Here is a 13,697-nt window from a genome sequence, read left to right on the forward strand (position 1 = left end):
TTTTTTTAACAGCACTTTGCAAATATTACCGTTTCACAAGCAGAGATCCAGCCGGATACACTGGCCGGCGCTAAAAACCTGCGACACTAAAATATTAACGAGAAATACCATGCGAAATTCTTTTGGCTTTATGTTCTACCTCGCCGGCCTGAGCATGCTGGGTTATCTGGCGACCGATATGTACCTGCCCGCCTTCGGCGCCATGCGGGAGGAACTGCAAATTTCCGCCGGCGCGGTCAGCGCCAGCCTGAGCATCTTTCTGGCCGGCTTCGCCTTCGCGCAACTGCTGTGGGGGCCCCTCTCCGACCGACTGGGCCGCAAACCGGTATTATTGATTGGCCTGACGCTGTTCGCGCTCGGCTGCCTGGGCATGCTGTGGGTAGAAAATGCCGTGCAGCTCTGGATACTGCGCTTTATTCAGGCCGTCGGCGTCTGTTCCGCCACCGCCATCTGGCAAGCGCTGGTGGTCGACCGCTATCGCGAAGGCCAGGCCAACCGCGTGTTCGCCACCATCATGCCGCTGGTGGCGCTGTCACCAGCGCTGGCGCCGCTGCTTGGCGCCTGGCTGCTGAACCACGCCAGCTGGCGTGCGATCTTCGCCGCGCTGTTGGTGATCACCGCACTGCTGCTGCTGCCGACGCTGCTGCTCAAAGAGCGCGCCAAAACGCCCCCCGCCGCCGACGCGCCGAAAAACGGCGTCAGCTTCTGGCAACTGTTGAAATCTCCGGTGTTCAGCGGCAACGTCGCTATGTACGCCGCCTGCTCGGCCGGTTTCTTCGCCTGGCTGACCGGTTCGCCGTTCATCCTCGGCGATATGGGCTATAGCCCGAGCGACATCGGTCTGAGCTATGTGCCGCAAACGCTGGCCTTCCTGCTGGGCGGCTACGGCTGCCGCGCCGCGCTTAAGCGCATCAATGGCAAAACTCTGCTGCCGTGGCTGCTGGTAGCTTATGGTGTCAGCATGGTGGCGCTGTATCTGGTGGCGACCCTGACCAATCCGACGCTCACCACGCTGCTGATCCCGTTCTGCGTGATGGCGCTGGTCAACGGCGCCGGCTACCCGATCATGGTGGCGAATGCGCTGATGCCGTTCCCGGAAAGCAGCGGCAAAGCCGCCGCGCTGCAAAATACGCTGCAATTGGGGCTGTGTTTTGTGGCAAGCATGCTGGTGTCGGCGTTTATTGCCCAGCCGCTGTTGGCGACGGTGACGGTGATGGTATCTACGGTAGTCCTGGCCGCGCTGGGTTATTTCCTGCAGCGGGGAAAAGCGGCCGATGCGCAGCAAAAGGCACAGCGGGAACATGCTAACTCAGCGTCATAATTGCCAAGATTAATAATCACTTAAAGAATATGTGTGCCGAGTGCGATTTACAGTTGAGTCAACGCCTCGGCACGCCTATACTCAAAAACAACCTTGTAAAGTAACACCTTATAATCTCTATATCTCAATCAGCTATTGTGTACGCGCCTTGCGTCACACTCTTTTTTTTAAAGGGGCGTTAATCCTGCGCCGTTTGCGTCGGGCCGTTTCTTTAAATTTCCTCTGTTCATAGTCGGATATCAGACGCCGCGGGCTTATTTCCCGTTGGTATAGGTATGCACCCGCAGAAATTGTCTAAGCTGTTTCCTAACGGGTCATCAGTCAGAAGAAGGTGATGGAGAAGCTATGAGTTCATCGTGTATAGAAGATCTGAGCATCCAGGATAATCAGTGGTACCGTATCGCGCACGAAATGCTCGGTCTGGCCGGTATCGAAATCAACGGATCGCGCCCTTTCGATATTCAGGTTAAAAATCCCGAATTCTTTAAACGCGTTTTGCAGCAAGGATCCCTGGGCCTGGGCGAAAGCTATATGGACGGTTGGTGGGAGTGCGAGCGGCTGGATATGTTCTTCCAGCGCGTGGTCAGCGCCGGGCTGGAGAAGAAACTCCCCCACCACCTGAAAGATACCCTGCGTATCGCCGCCGCGCGCCTGACCAATCTGCAATCGAAAAAGCGCGCCTGGATCGTCGGCAAAGAACATTACGATCTCGGCAACGATCTGTTTACCCTGATGCTCGATCCTTACATGCAGTATTCCTGCGGCTACTGGAAAGACGCCACCACGCTGGAGGAAGCGCAGGAAGCCAAGCTGCGGATGATCTGCGAGAAACTGCAGCTGCAGCCGGGCATGCGTTTGCTGGACATCGGCTGCGGCTGGGGCGGCCTTTCCGCCTATGCGGCGAAAAATTACGGCGTGTCGGTGGTCGGCGTGACCATTTCCGCCGAACAGCAGAAGCTGGCTCAGGCGCGCTGCGCCGGGCTGGATGTGCAGATCCTGTTGCAGGATTACCGCGATCTGCACCAGCAGTTCGATCGCATTGTCTCGGTCGGCATGTTCGAGCACGTCGGGCCGAAAAACTACCGCACCTATTTCGACGTGGTGGAGCGCAATCTGGCGCCGCACGGCCTGTTCCTGCTGCACACCATCGGCTCCAACAAGACCGACATGAACGTCGATCCCTGGATCAACAAATATATCTTCCCGAACGGTTGCCTGCCCTCCGTGAGGCATATCGCCGAGGCCAGCGAAGGCCATTTCGTGATGGAAGACTGGCACAACATCGGCGCCGACTACGATCGCACGCTGATGGCCTGGTTCGAGCGCTTCAAACAGGCGTGGCCGCAGCTCGCCGAGCGCTATTCCGAACGCTTCGAACGGATGTTCAGCTATTACCTGAACGCCTGCGCCGGCGCGTTCCGGGCGCGCGATCTGCAGTTATGGCAGGTGGTGTTCAGCCCGAAAGGCGTTGAAGGCGGCATTCGCGTCGCCCGCTGAACGCTTTCCCGATAAAAAAGCCCCGGCAACATCTTCGCCGGGGCTTTTTTTTTGCTCTTTCGAACCCTGCGGGTTAACCGCAATAAACGCGAATAATTTTATCGTCGCTGTCGCCAAGGAAGTTCAGACGGCGCAGGTTGAAATCCATGGTGACGGCAGAGTTATACGGAATGGCTCGCACCTTGCCGTCGATCCGCACGCCTTCCAGCGAGGTCATCGGTTTGCCGACAAAATTTTGATACTGCGAAGCGCCGCAGGTATCGTCCGCATCGGCCATTTGCGCGCCCGCGCCCTGCTCAGGCGAACTGCTGCAAGCGCTCAGCGCCAGCAACGCGGTTAACAACAACGTTTTCCCATAAAACTTCACGCGTTTCTCCTCTCTGCTTATGATTCGATGCCGGCGGTCACGCCAGAATCGCTGTCAGTCTTTGTGCGCCGGCGCCATCGCCGCGGCCAACGTCGCTTCCCGATTGGCCAGCACGCGCTCGACGGTGTCCACCACCGCCTGCGTTTGCGGATCGATCTCGATGTTCACCTTGTCGCCGAGGCGTTTTTTACCCAGCGTGGTGCGATCCAGCGTTTCCGGGATCAGGTGCACGCAGAAACGGTTATTCACCACTTCGCCGATGGTCAGGCTAATGCCGTCGATGCCGATGAAACCTTTGTGCAGCACATATTTCATCAATTCCGCATCCGGCATGCGCAGCCATACCTGGCGGTTATTTTCCGAGGTATAAATCTTGGCCACTTCCGCCGTGCAGATAATATGGCCGGACATCAAATGGCCGCCAATTTCGTCATTGAACTTCGCCGCGCGCTCGATATTGACGATGTCGCCCAGCGCCAGATCGCCGAGGTTGGTCAGGCGCAACGTTTCTTTGATCAAATCGAAGCTGACGCGGTTGCCTTCCACCGCGGTGACGGTCAGGCAGCAGCCGTTGTGGGCCACCGACGCGCCCAGCTCCAGCCCCGGCAGCAGCTCGGCAGGCATTTCGATCACGTGGGTGCGGAAATTGGGTTTCTCATCAATGGCGACCAGCGGCGCGGTGCCTTGTACGATACCGGTGAACATATGTGCCTCTTCTTGCTAAATAGGTTAAAACGCTACCGGCAGTTTGCCCCAGTTGGCGCTGAAAACCAAATCCGCGACGGCAAAAAAAGAATGGCTGCGCATTTAATAACTATTTATCTGCGGCGTTTGCTTAACGACGCCGAGCAGGTACAATCTTTTTGACAAAATTCCGCTATTTTAATTGTTGTCCTCTCGCGGCAGCCCTCCCTCCCACATATATAAATAGAAAAGGTGTATGCGTGCAGAAGTACTTAATTGAAGCGCGTAGTTTATTGGCTCTCGCTATCCCGGTCATCATCGCGCAAATATCACAAACCGCCATGGGCGTGGTGGATACCATCATGGCCGGCGCTTACAGCGCCACCGACATGGCGGCGGTGGCGGTCGGCACCTCGATCTGGTTGCCGGCCATTTTGTTCGGCCACGGCCTGCTGCTGGCGCTGACCCCGGTTATCGCCCAGCTCAACGGCGCCGGCCGTCGCGATCGCATCGCCCATCAGGTGCGTCAGGGCTTCTGGCTGGCCTCCGGCGTCTCCGTGCTGCTGATCGTCGTGCTGTATAACTGCAAGTTTGTCATCGACATGATGCACAACATCGATCCGCAGTTGGCGGATAAAGCCGTCGGCTATCTGCACGCCATCATGTGGGGGGCGCCGGGTTACCTGTTCTTCCAGGTGATGCGCAACCAGTGCGAGGGGCTGTCCAAAACCAAACCCGGCATGGTGATCGGCTTCCTCGGCCTGCTGGTGAATATCCCGATCAACTACATCTTTATCTACGGCAAATTCGGCATGCCGGAGTTGGGCGGCGTCGGCTGCGGCGTCGCCACCGGCAGCGTCTACTGGATCATGTTCCTGATGATGCGCTGGTACGTGAAGCGCGCGCCGTCGCAGCGCGACATCAAACGCCAGGCCGGCGATCTCGGTGGCCCTGACTGGGCGGCGCTAAGGCGCCTGATCGGCATCGGCATGCCGGTGGCGCTGGCGCTGTTCTTCGAAGTCACGCTGTTCGCGGTGGTGGCGCTGCTGGTTTCACCGCTGGGGATCGTCGCGGTCGCCGGCCACCAGATCGCACTTAACTTCAGCGCGCTGATGTTCGTGCTGCCGCTGTCGCTGGGCGTCGGCGCCACCATCCGCGTCGGTTATCGTCTGGGGGAAGGTTCGGTCGAAGGCGCGCGCGTCGCCGCTTACTCCGCCATCGGCGTCGGCATCACCATGGCCGTCTGCACCGCGCTGTTTACCGCCACCTTCCGCGAACCGATCGCCCTGCTGTACAACGACAGCCCGGCGGTGGTGGCGATGGCCTCGCAGTTGATGCTGCTGGCGGCGCTGTACCAGATCTCGGATTCGGTCCAGGTGATCGGCAGCGGCGTGCTGCGCGGTTATAAAGATACCCGCGCGATCTTCTTCATCACCTTTATCGCTTATTGGGTTTTGGGCCTGCCGAGCGGCTATCTGCTGGCGTTAACCGATGCGCTGGTGCCGGCGATGGGGCCAAGCGGTTTCTGGATCGGCTTTATCATCGGACTGACCTTCGCCGCCATCATGATGGCGCTGCGCATGCGCTGGCTGCAGAAACAGCCGACCACCGTCATCCTGCAGCGATCCACACGCTGAACCCGCAACCCGGCCGGTTTCCTCCCCGGCCGGGCTGCGGTTTGCGGAAAAAAACGCCGGACTGCGCACAACCTCAGCAATCGCGTGAAATACCGAATAAAATTGCGCTTTTCCCCTTGCCAGCGCGCGGGTAGCTCGTTAATATTCGTCCCCGCTGTCAGCCATGACAGACAGGAAAAGATGCGTCCGTAGCTCAGTTGGTTAGAGCACCACCTTGACATGGTGGGGGTCGGTGGTTCGAGTCCACTCGGACGCACCATATTGCTGATTCATCTCTCCCTGTCACGTTATACTTCCCGTTGTATCGTCTCTGCCCGACCGTTCGATTTTTCATGTCGATTGCGCCGAACTACCGCCATCAGCCATAAGGAACGCCACATGACCACCTTCACCGCCAAAACCGCCTTTTTGCCGCTCGACAATGGCCTTGCCCGCCGTGAAGGCGTGATGAGCGACGGTTCGCCGGCGGCGGAAGTGCGTTTCGAGGCCGGCGCCTTCGGCCAGTTGCAAAAGCCCGCGCACGCGCTGCAAACCCGGGTGATATCCGGCGAATTCGAGTTCACCCTCGGCGGCGACACCCGGATAGTACGTGCCGGTGAGAGCCTTACCCTGCCGGCCAACGTCGCCAGCGGCTGCTTCTGCCTGAGCGCTGGCACGCTGCTGGAAATTCCCCAAACGCGTTAAACCTGCATTTACAGCAAGGTTATTTGCGCAACAAGCGGCCCGCAACGCGTTGCATTTGCGCCACATTTAGCCCCGTTTTGCTCTATCCGCCGCACCGCCGCGGTTTTTTATTTTGTTTCCCGCCGCTTAGCCTTTATAATGCGCAACGTCTATCAGTTGAATGGTTTCAGCCCTTGATCTGCGAAAACGCAATAACAACACGATGTGATCTTACCCCGTTGCGCAGCATCCCCGCGCCCCCGCGCGGGCTGAATTTTTCCGCCCCACTTCAACTGTCGTCACCTATCCTTAACTATGTTTTTCACCACCAGGCACGGCCCAAATTCCCTACCGGCGTAAACCGCGCCGGTCAAATTCGTTTTTTTATCCATCACAACTTGTAGAAAACTCCGCCATGAAAAAGACCAAAATTGTTTGTACCATCGGTCCAAAAACCGAATCGGAAGAAATGCTGACCAACCTGCTCAATGCGGGCATGAACGTGATGCGTCTCAACTTCTCTCACGGCGACTATGAAGAGCACGGCAACCGCATCAAGAACATGCGCGCCGTGATGGCGAAAACCGGTATCAACGCCGGCATCCTGCTGGATACCAAAGGCCCGGAAATTCGCACCATGAAGCTGGAAGGCGGCAAAGACGCCTCGCTGGTCGCCGGCCAAACCTTCACCTTCACCACTGACCAGAGCGTGATCGGCAACAGCGAGCGCGTGGCGGTCACCTACGCCGGCTTCGCCGCCGACCTGAAGATCGGCAACACCGTGCTGGTTGACGACGGCCTGATCGGCATGGAAGTCACCAACGTGACCGAGAACGAAGTCATCTGTAAGGTGCTGAACAACGGCGACCTGGGCGAGAACAAAGGCGTTAACCTGCCGGGCGTGTCCATCCAGCTGCCTGCGCTGGCCGAGAAAGACAAACGCGACCTGATCTTCGGCTGCGAGCAAGGCGTCGACTTCGTGGCAGCGTCCTTCATCCGTAAACGCTCCGACGTGCTGGAGATCCGCGAGCACCTGAAAGCCCACGGCGGCGAGCAGATCCAGATCATCTCCAAGATTGAAAACCAGGAAGGCCTGAACAACTTCGACGAAATCCTCGAAGCGTCCGACGGCATCATGGTTGCCCGTGGCGATCTGGGCGTTGAAATCCCGGTAGAAGAAGTGATCTTCGCCCAGAAGATGATGATCGAGAAATGTAACCGTGCGCGTAAAGTGGTCATCACCGCCACCCAGATGCTCGATTCCATGATCAAAAACCCGCGCCCTACCCGCGCGGAAGCCGGCGACGTTGCCAACGCCATCCTGGACGGCACCGATGCCGTCATGCTGTCCGGCGAGAGCGCAAAGGGCAAATACCCGCTGGAAGCGGTCAACATCATGGCGACCATCTGCGAGCGTACCGATCGCGTGATGCCAAGCCGTATCGACACCCTGAACGATCGTCGCAAGCTGCGCATCACCGAAGCGGTGTGCCGCGGCGCGGTTGAAACCGCCGAGAAACTGGACGCGCCGCTGATCGTGGTCGCCACCAGCGGCGGCAAGTCGGCAAAATCCGTGCGTAAATACTTCCCGAACGCGGTGATCCTGGCGCTGACCACCAATGAGACTACCGCGCATCAGCTGGTGCTGAGCAAGGGCGTCATCCCGCAGATGGTCAAGGAAATCGCCTCCACCGACGACTTCTACCGCATCGGTAAAGAAGCCGCCCTGGCCAGCGGCCTGGCGCAGAAAGGCGACGTCGTGGTGATGGTCTCTGGCGCGCTAGTGCCGAGCGGCACCACCAACACGGCCTCGGTACACGTGCTGTAATATAAAACGTGACATAATTGTCTTGATCAAAACGCCGCTTTGCGGCGTTTTTTTTATCAGCAGTAAACTATTTTTCTCAAAACGCAACCGCGATCCGCTCATTATTTAGCTAATAAAGAATCGGAGTAGTCCCATGGAAGCCGGCTGTTTTCCCTCGTTTTTTTAACTAATTTGTAAAACCAGATGCAAGTTTGAGCGAACGATCAAAATAAAGCACCTCAACACTAAAAAATTATTCTCTTTCGAAAAAAGTTTGTGTAATACTTGTAACGCTACATGGAGATTAACTCAATCTAGAGGGTGTTATAATGAATCGTACTAAACTGGTACTGGGCGCGGTAATCCTGGGTTCCACTCTGCTGGCTGGCTGCTCTAGCAACGCTAAAATCGATCAACTGTCTTCTGACGTTCAGACTCTGAACGCTAAAGTTGATCAGCTGAGCAACGACGTGAACGCAATGCGTTCTGACGTTCAAGCTGCTAAAGACGACGCAGCACGCGCTAACCAGCGTCTGGACAACCAAGCTCACGCTTACAAAAAGTAAGATAGCTTTGGTTATTGAAAACGGCGCACATTGTGCGCCGTTTTTTTTTGTCTGTTCGCCAGCCAGGGGGGTTCCTGCACGGCAGGCAAAAAAAAAGAGGTTCAGCACGCTGAACCCCTCTTCGACCGCTCAATCCTGCAAACTTAGTTCACCGAACTGATTGGCGCTGCCTTGAATGGGCTCTTATTCGCCGCAGGAGCCGCTGCAGGCGTCAAACTCACCGCAGACGGACTCTCCCCTACGTTGACCAGCACCGGCATGCCAGAACGGCGTACAACCGCGCTATCGAATACGGCGCGATCGGTCTGACCATCGGCCGCAAAGGCTTTCTCCGCTTTAGACAACGCGATCGGCATGGTCTGCGGATCGTCGCTTTCCACCCGCGACAGCGGTTGGTGCACTTCCACATAGCGTTTGCCGTCCGGCTCAACGGAAATCTTCACCGGATCGTTGATCACTTGCACCCGCGTACCGCGCGGCACCATGTTGAACAGCGCCTCGATATCCGTCGGACGCAGGCGAATGCAGCCGGAGCTGACGCGCATGCCGATACCGAAGTTGGCGTTGGTGCCGTGGATCAGGTATTCACCGCGCCCCATCGCCAGACGCAGGGCGAACAGCCCCATCGGGTTCTCAGGGCCGGCCGGCACCACCGCAGGCAGCGTCACGCCCTGGGATTGATAGCGCTTGCGGATGTTGGCGGTGGGCGTCCAGGTCGGGTTAGGGATCTTCTGGCTGATGGAGGTCACCTCCAGCGGCGTGTGCATCCCGGTCTGGCCGATGCCGATCGGATAGACGATCACTTTGTTCTCGCCTTTCGGGTAGTAATAAAGGCGCAGCTCGGCCAGGTTGACGATGATCCCTTCACGCTTGGTGTCAGGCAGCAGCATTTGGGTCGGAATGGTCAGCACCGTACCCGGCTTGGGCAGGAACGGATCCGTGCCGGGGTTGGCTTCCAGCATGCCCAGCAGGCCGATCTTGTAGTCAGCGGCGATGGCTTCCAGCGGGCGGCCGTCGTTTGGCACGGTATAAGTGGTGTTTTCGCCGATCAGACGGCTGTCCGGCGGCGGCAGCGGGTACTCGGTCGCACTGGCGGCCTGCGTGCCGGCCAATACGGTGGCGAAGACCATGCCCATTAAACTCAACGCACGTTTCATTATCATCCCTATATTTTTTATGACGGTTCGCCCACAAGGCTAACGAGCGCCAGGTGGTGGGTAAATCAGACAATACCTGATTAATACTAGCAACGCTGGTATCAAAGGCAATAAGTCCTCTAAAAATCAACACGTTATAACGTAATCGCCGTCATTGATTGTCAACGAAACGTCAACAGTTAAGCTGCTGAAATATCACTGAATTGGGCGCGTTACCCGGAGGAAAATTGTGAATTGTAAAGACTCATTGACAAAGCAAAGGTATCAATGAGTCTTGAGGATGAAGGCGTTATGGATCAGGCCAGCTGCGCCGCTTTACTGCGAATGGCGCGGATCATCGCCTCCAGCCCCTGCGAGCGCGAAGGCGTCAGATGTTGGCTGAGCGCCAGCTCGGTGAAAAACGGCCGCACATCGAGATCGACGATCTGCTGCGGCGTCAATTGGCGATAAAGAATGAACACCACCGCCAGCAACCCTTTGACGATCGCCGCGTCGCTGTCGCCGTGAAACTCGACCTGCCCCTGCTCATCGCGGCGCATCACGATCCACACCTGGCTCTGACAGCCGGAGATCAGGTTGCCGGCCTGCCGCTCCGCCTCGTCCAGCGGCGGCAATTTAGCGCCGAGTTCAATCACGTACAGGTATTTCTCCTCCCAGTTCAGACAGCGGGAGAAATTACGCACCAATTTATCTTTGTCCGGCAAATTCGCCATGGGGATCCTTTTGTACCGCCGGGGACACGCCCCAGCCTAACCTAATAACTGATGAATGCGTTGCAGCCCGGCCACCAGCCGGTCCACCTCTTCGCGGGTATTATATAACGCCAGCGAAGCACGGCACATGCTCGGCACCTGATAAAACGCCATCAGCGGCATCGCGCAGTGATGGCCGGTGCGAATGGCGATACCGTACTGATCGAGGAAGCTGCCGACGTCATAGGCGTGGTGCTCTCCCAGATTGAAGGCGATCACCCCGGCGCGATGCGCCGGACCATAGATTTTCAGCGTCGGCACCTGCTTGAGCGCCTCGAGCGCGTAATGCATCAGCGACTGTTCATAATCGTGGATCGCATTCAGGCTCAAGGCTTCGACGTAATCAAACGCCGCGCCCAGCCCCATGATGCCGGCGGTGTTCGGCGAACCGGCCTCGAAGCGCCACGGCGGATCGGCGAAGGTGGTGCCCGCCGTCAGGCTGACCTGCCGGATCATCGAGCCGCCCCCTTCCCACGGCGGCATCTGCTGCAACAACGCCTGGCGGCCATACAGCATGCCGATGCCGGAAGGGCCATACAGCTTATGGCCGGAAAACACGTAGAAATCGCAGTCCAGCGCCTGGACATCGACGCGCTGGTGCATCACCGCCTGCGCGCCGTCCACCAGCACCGTCAGATCCGGTGACAGGGTTCTGGCACGGGCGATGATCTCGCGCACCGGGTTGACGGTGCCCAGCACGTTGGAGACCTCGGTCAGCGCCAGCAGTTTACAGGACGCGTCGACCAGTTCCGGCAACCGAGCCAGATCCAGCGTGCCGTCCGGCTGCAGCGGCCACACCCGCAGCTGCAACCCGCGCTCCTGCGCCAGCATCTGCCACGGCACGATGTTGGCGTGGTGCTCCATCTCGGTGATGAGAATCGCATCGCCCGGCTGCAGCAGGTGGCGGCCAAAGCTGTTGGCCACCAGATTGATGCCTTCGGTGGTGCCCTTGACGAACACCATCTCTTCCGCCGAGGCAGCATTGATAAAGCGCGCCGCCTGTTCCCGCACCGCTTCCATCTGCTGAGTCGCCTCGGCGCTCAGGGTGTGGATACCGCGATGCACCGCCGCATACCCGTGGCGGTAGAACTCCAGCTCGCGGTCGATCACCGCCTGCGGTTTCTGCGCGCTGGCGGCGCTGTCGAGATAGGCCAGCGGTTGGCCGTTCACCTCACGCGCCAACAGCGGGAAATCGCCGCGTACGCGTTCAATCGGATAACTCATGCAGCCTCCCCCGGCAGGCGCTGGGCGATGCGCGCCAGCACCCGTTCCCGGATGGTGTCGTTGGCGATGCCTTCGGTCAGCTCGGCGGCGAAGGCGAAGATGATCATCTGCTGCGCCGCGTGCTTGTCGATGCCGCGCGACTGCAGATAGAACAGCTGCTCTTCATCGATGCGCCCCACGGTAGCACCGTGGCTGCACTTGACGTCATCGGCGTAGATCTCCAGCTGCGGCTTGGTATCCACTTCCGCCACCTTGCCCAACAGCAGGTTATGGTTGGTCATCTGGCCGTCGGTTTTGATCGCGTGCTTGGCCACTTTGATCATGCCGTTGAACACCGCCTTGCCGCGATCGCTGACCACGGTTTTATGCAGCTGGCGGCTTTCGCAATAGCCCTTGTTGTGCTCCAGATAGGTGCGGGTGTCGCAAATCTCTTTGCCCACCGGCAGCACCAGGCTGTTGATCACCAGATTCGCGCCTTCGCCGTTCAACTGCGCGCTGGTGTTGTGCCGCGTCAGGCCGGCGCCCAGCAGGAAGCTGTCGCTTTTCACCCGCGCGTCGCGGCCGATAACCAGATCGTTGTGGGCAAAGTGGTAGCTTGGCTGGCTCTCAAACGCCAGCTTGCAGTGCAACAGCCCGGCGTTGTCCGCCACATTGGCGGTCAGGCGCGCGCCGGTGAAATGTGCGGCCTCGCCCAGGCTGACGTAGTGCTCGATCACTTCCGCCTCAGCCCCGCGCCCGATCTCCAGATGATGGCGGTGATGCACGGTGTTCACTTCCCCGGCGGCGCCGCGTCCGCTGCTGATGTGCAGCAGATACAGCGGGCGTGCAGGGATCTTGCCGGCCGGCAGGCGGATCAGGCTGGTTTCCTGCGCCAGGCTTTCGGTCAGGTGCAGAAAAATCTCCGGCTGGATCGGCTCCGGCAACGCCTGAGGCGTGCCATAGGCGGTCAACTCGAACTGGTAGTCGCCCAGGTCGCCATCGCTCAGCGCGGCGCTGTAGCGGCCGTCGATAAACACCAGCCGACAGGCATCGATGCCGAGCGCCAGCGCATCGAGCTGCTCTGCGCTCACCGGGGCGGGCTGCGGCTCGAGGAATTGCTGCTCCAGCAGGCTCTCCAGCGGCGTGTATTTCCAGTTTTCATGCTTGCGCGTCGGCCAGCCGAGGCGCAGCGCCTGCTGCCAGTGCGCCAGCGCATGCGGCGAACGCTCGCCGCCGCGGCCTTCGAACAGGCGATACAGTTGCTGCAGCGCGTTTGAATTACTGTTGGTCGGTAAGCCAGCCATAGCCCTGCTCCTCCAACTGTTTCACCAGCGAGAAATCGCCGGATTTGACGATGCGCCCCTGGGACAGCACGTGTACGTAATCCGGCTGGATGTAGTCCAGAATGCGCTGATAGTGGGTGACGATGATAAAGGCGCGCTTGCCGTCCCGCAGCGAGTTGACGCCGTTGGCGACGATTTTGAGCGCATCGATGTCCAGGCCCGAATCGGTTTCATCGAGAATGCACAGATCCGGCTCCAGCGCCGCCATCTGCAGAATGTCGTTGCGTTTTTTCTCGCCGCCGGAGAAGCCGACGTTGACCGAACGGGTCAGCAGATCGGCCGGCATGTCCAGCAGCGCGATTTTCTCTTCGATGAAATCGGCGAAGTCAAAGCGATCCAGCGGCTCCTGCCCGCGGTATTTGCGCACCGCGTTGACCGACGTCTGCAGGAAGAAGTGGTTGCTGACGCCGGGGATCTCCACCGGGTACTGGAAGGCCAGGAACACGCCCTCGCCCGCGCGATCTTCCGGATCCAGCTCCAGCAGATCCTTGCCCTTGAAGGTGACTTCCCCTTCGGTCACTTCGTACTCTTCACGCCCGGCCAGCGTGGCGGACAGCGTGCTCTTGCCCGAGCCGTTCGGCCCCATGATGGCGTGCACTTCGCCCGGTTTGATCTCCAGATCCAATCCCTTGAGGATCTCGTTACCTTCCACGCTGACTTTCAAATTCTTGATGCTTAACATGCTGTGTCCTCAGATAGC

At 58.7% G+C, this 13,697-nt stretch carries 13 protein-coding genes and 1 tRNA gene; 7 read left to right on the forward strand and 7 right to left on the reverse strand.

What is annotated here, in order from left to right:
* The first annotated feature begins 109 nt into the window (after nucleotides 1-109).
* On the forward strand, nucleotides 110-1,321 hold the full coding sequence (gene punC, locus AC2CGQ_RS08405) for a purine nucleoside transporter PunC (protein ID WP_015377723.1): 1,212 nt from the start codon (nucleotides 110-112) through the stop codon (nucleotides 1,319-1,321).
* 345 nt (nucleotides 1,322-1,666) lie between these two features.
* A complete protein-coding gene (gene cfa / locus AC2CGQ_RS08410) occupies nucleotides 1,667-2,818 on the forward strand; it encodes a cyclopropane fatty acyl phospholipid synthase (protein ID WP_004931341.1) in 1,152 nt (383 codons plus the stop codon).
* Between the two features lie 73 nt (nucleotides 2,819-2,891).
* On the opposite strand, the gene AC2CGQ_RS08415 is transcribed toward cfa, so the two are convergent.
* Together AC2CGQ_RS08415 and AC2CGQ_RS08420 are read right to left on the reverse strand one after the other, a co-directional pair.
* Nucleotides 2,892-3,185 carry an I78 family peptidase inhibitor gene (locus AC2CGQ_RS08415; protein ID WP_004931344.1) on the reverse strand — a complete coding sequence of 98 codons (294 nt, stop codon included), beginning with the start codon at nucleotides 3,183-3,185 and terminating at the stop codon, nucleotides 2,892-2,894.
* A 54-nt stretch (nucleotides 3,186-3,239) separates the two neighbouring features.
* Complete coding sequence (locus AC2CGQ_RS08420; RefSeq protein WP_004931347.1) at nucleotides 3,240-3,890, reverse strand: riboflavin synthase; 651 nt, start codon at nucleotides 3,888-3,890, stop codon at nucleotides 3,240-3,242.
* Between the two features lie 239 nt (nucleotides 3,891-4,129).
* Between AC2CGQ_RS08420 and AC2CGQ_RS08425 the strand changes: the two genes are divergently transcribed.
* The 5 genes from AC2CGQ_RS08425 to AC2CGQ_RS08445 all read left to right on the forward strand — a co-directional run bounded on the left by AC2CGQ_RS08425 (nucleotide 4,130) and on the right by AC2CGQ_RS08445 (nucleotide 8,542).
* Nucleotides 4,130-5,506, forward strand: a complete 1,377-nt coding sequence (locus AC2CGQ_RS08425) for an MATE family efflux transporter (protein WP_049240188.1) — start codon at nucleotides 4,130-4,132, stop codon at nucleotides 5,504-5,506.
* A 182-nt stretch (nucleotides 5,507-5,688) separates the two neighbouring features.
* Nucleotides 5,689-5,765 (forward strand) — tRNA-Val (locus AC2CGQ_RS08430).
* Between the two features lie 119 nt (nucleotides 5,766-5,884).
* Nucleotides 5,885-6,190, forward strand: a complete 306-nt coding sequence (locus AC2CGQ_RS08435; protein WP_015377721.1) for a cupin domain-containing protein — start codon at nucleotides 5,885-5,887, stop codon at nucleotides 6,188-6,190.
* Between the two features lie 394 nt (nucleotides 6,191-6,584).
* On the forward strand, nucleotides 6,585-7,997 hold the full coding sequence (pykF, locus tag AC2CGQ_RS08440) for a pyruvate kinase PykF (protein ID WP_004931353.1): 1,413 nt from the start codon (nucleotides 6,585-6,587) through the stop codon (nucleotides 7,995-7,997).
* A 308-nt stretch (nucleotides 7,998-8,305) separates the two neighbouring features.
* Complete coding sequence (locus tag AC2CGQ_RS08445) at nucleotides 8,306-8,542, forward strand: major outer membrane lipoprotein (protein ID WP_004931354.1); 237 nt, start codon at nucleotides 8,306-8,308, stop codon at nucleotides 8,540-8,542.
* Nucleotides 8,543-8,685: 143 nt separating this feature from the next.
* Here the strand turns inward: AC2CGQ_RS08445 and AC2CGQ_RS08450 are convergent, their stop codons facing one another.
* The 5 genes from AC2CGQ_RS08450 to sufC all read right to left on the reverse strand — a co-directional run bounded on the left by AC2CGQ_RS08450 (nucleotide 8,686) and on the right by sufC (nucleotide 13,679).
* Nucleotides 8,686-9,699, reverse strand: coding sequence for a L,D-transpeptidase family protein (locus AC2CGQ_RS08450; RefSeq protein WP_004931356.1), 1,014 nt, complete (start codon nucleotides 9,697-9,699; stop codon nucleotides 8,686-8,688).
* A gap of 296 nt (nucleotides 9,700-9,995) precedes the next feature.
* Complete coding sequence (gene sufE, locus AC2CGQ_RS08455) at nucleotides 9,996-10,412, reverse strand: cysteine desulfuration protein SufE (RefSeq protein WP_004931358.1); 417 nt, start codon at nucleotides 10,410-10,412, stop codon at nucleotides 9,996-9,998.
* A 36-nt stretch (nucleotides 10,413-10,448) separates the two neighbouring features.
* Complete coding sequence (gene sufS, locus AC2CGQ_RS08460; protein WP_015377719.1) at nucleotides 10,449-11,675, reverse strand: cysteine desulfurase SufS; 1,227 nt, start codon at nucleotides 11,673-11,675, stop codon at nucleotides 10,449-10,451.
* A complete protein-coding gene (sufD, locus tag AC2CGQ_RS08465; RefSeq protein WP_004931361.1) occupies nucleotides 11,672-12,958 on the reverse strand; it encodes a Fe-S cluster assembly protein SufD in 1,287 nt (428 codons plus the stop codon). The genes sufS and sufD overlap by 4 nt, the downstream gene beginning before the upstream one ends.
* Nucleotides 12,933-13,679 carry a Fe-S cluster assembly ATPase SufC gene (gene sufC / locus AC2CGQ_RS08470; RefSeq protein ID WP_484593571.1) on the reverse strand — a complete coding sequence of 249 codons (747 nt, stop codon included), beginning with the start codon at nucleotides 13,677-13,679 and terminating at the stop codon, nucleotides 12,933-12,935. The genes sufD and sufC overlap by 26 nt, the downstream gene beginning before the upstream one ends.
* Nucleotides 13,680-13,697 lie beyond the last annotated feature (18 nt).

This window comes from Serratia sp. DFXYC6 (assembly GCF_057196085.1).

Coding starts and splice junctions, on each gene's coding strand:
- punC (WP_015377723.1), top strand. CDS start 110: ATGCGAAATTCTTTTGGCTTTATGTTCTACCTCGCCGGCCTGAGCATG.
- cfa (WP_004931341.1), top strand. CDS start 1,667: ATGAGTTCATCGTGTATAGAAGATCTGAGCATCCAGGATAATCAGTGG.
- AC2CGQ_RS08420 (WP_004931347.1), bottom strand. CDS start 3,890: ATGTTCACCGGTATCGTACAAGGCACCGCGCCGCTGGTCGCCATTGAT.
- AC2CGQ_RS08435 (WP_015377721.1), top strand. CDS start 5,885: ATGACCACCTTCACCGCCAAAACCGCCTTTTTGCCGCTCGACAATGGC.
- pykF (WP_004931353.1), top strand. CDS start 6,585: ATGAAAAAGACCAAAATTGTTTGTACCATCGGTCCAAAAACCGAATCG.
- AC2CGQ_RS08445 (WP_004931354.1), top strand. CDS start 8,306: ATGAATCGTACTAAACTGGTACTGGGCGCGGTAATCCTGGGTTCCACT.
- AC2CGQ_RS08450 (WP_004931356.1), bottom strand. CDS start 9,699: ATGAAACGTGCGTTGAGTTTAATGGGCATGGTCTTCGCCACCGTATTG.
- sufE (WP_004931358.1), bottom strand. CDS start 10,412: ATGGCGAATTTGCCGGACAAAGATAAATTGGTGCGTAATTTCTCCCGC.
- sufS (WP_015377719.1), bottom strand. CDS start 11,675: ATGAGTTATCCGATTGAACGCGTACGCGGCGATTTCCCGCTGTTGGCG.
- sufD (WP_004931361.1), bottom strand. CDS start 12,958: ATGGCTGGCTTACCGACCAACAGTAATTCAAACGCGCTGCAGCAACTG.
- sufC (WP_484593571.1), bottom strand. CDS start 13,679: ATGTTAAGCATCAAGAATTTGAAAGTCAGCGTGGAAGGTAACGAGATC.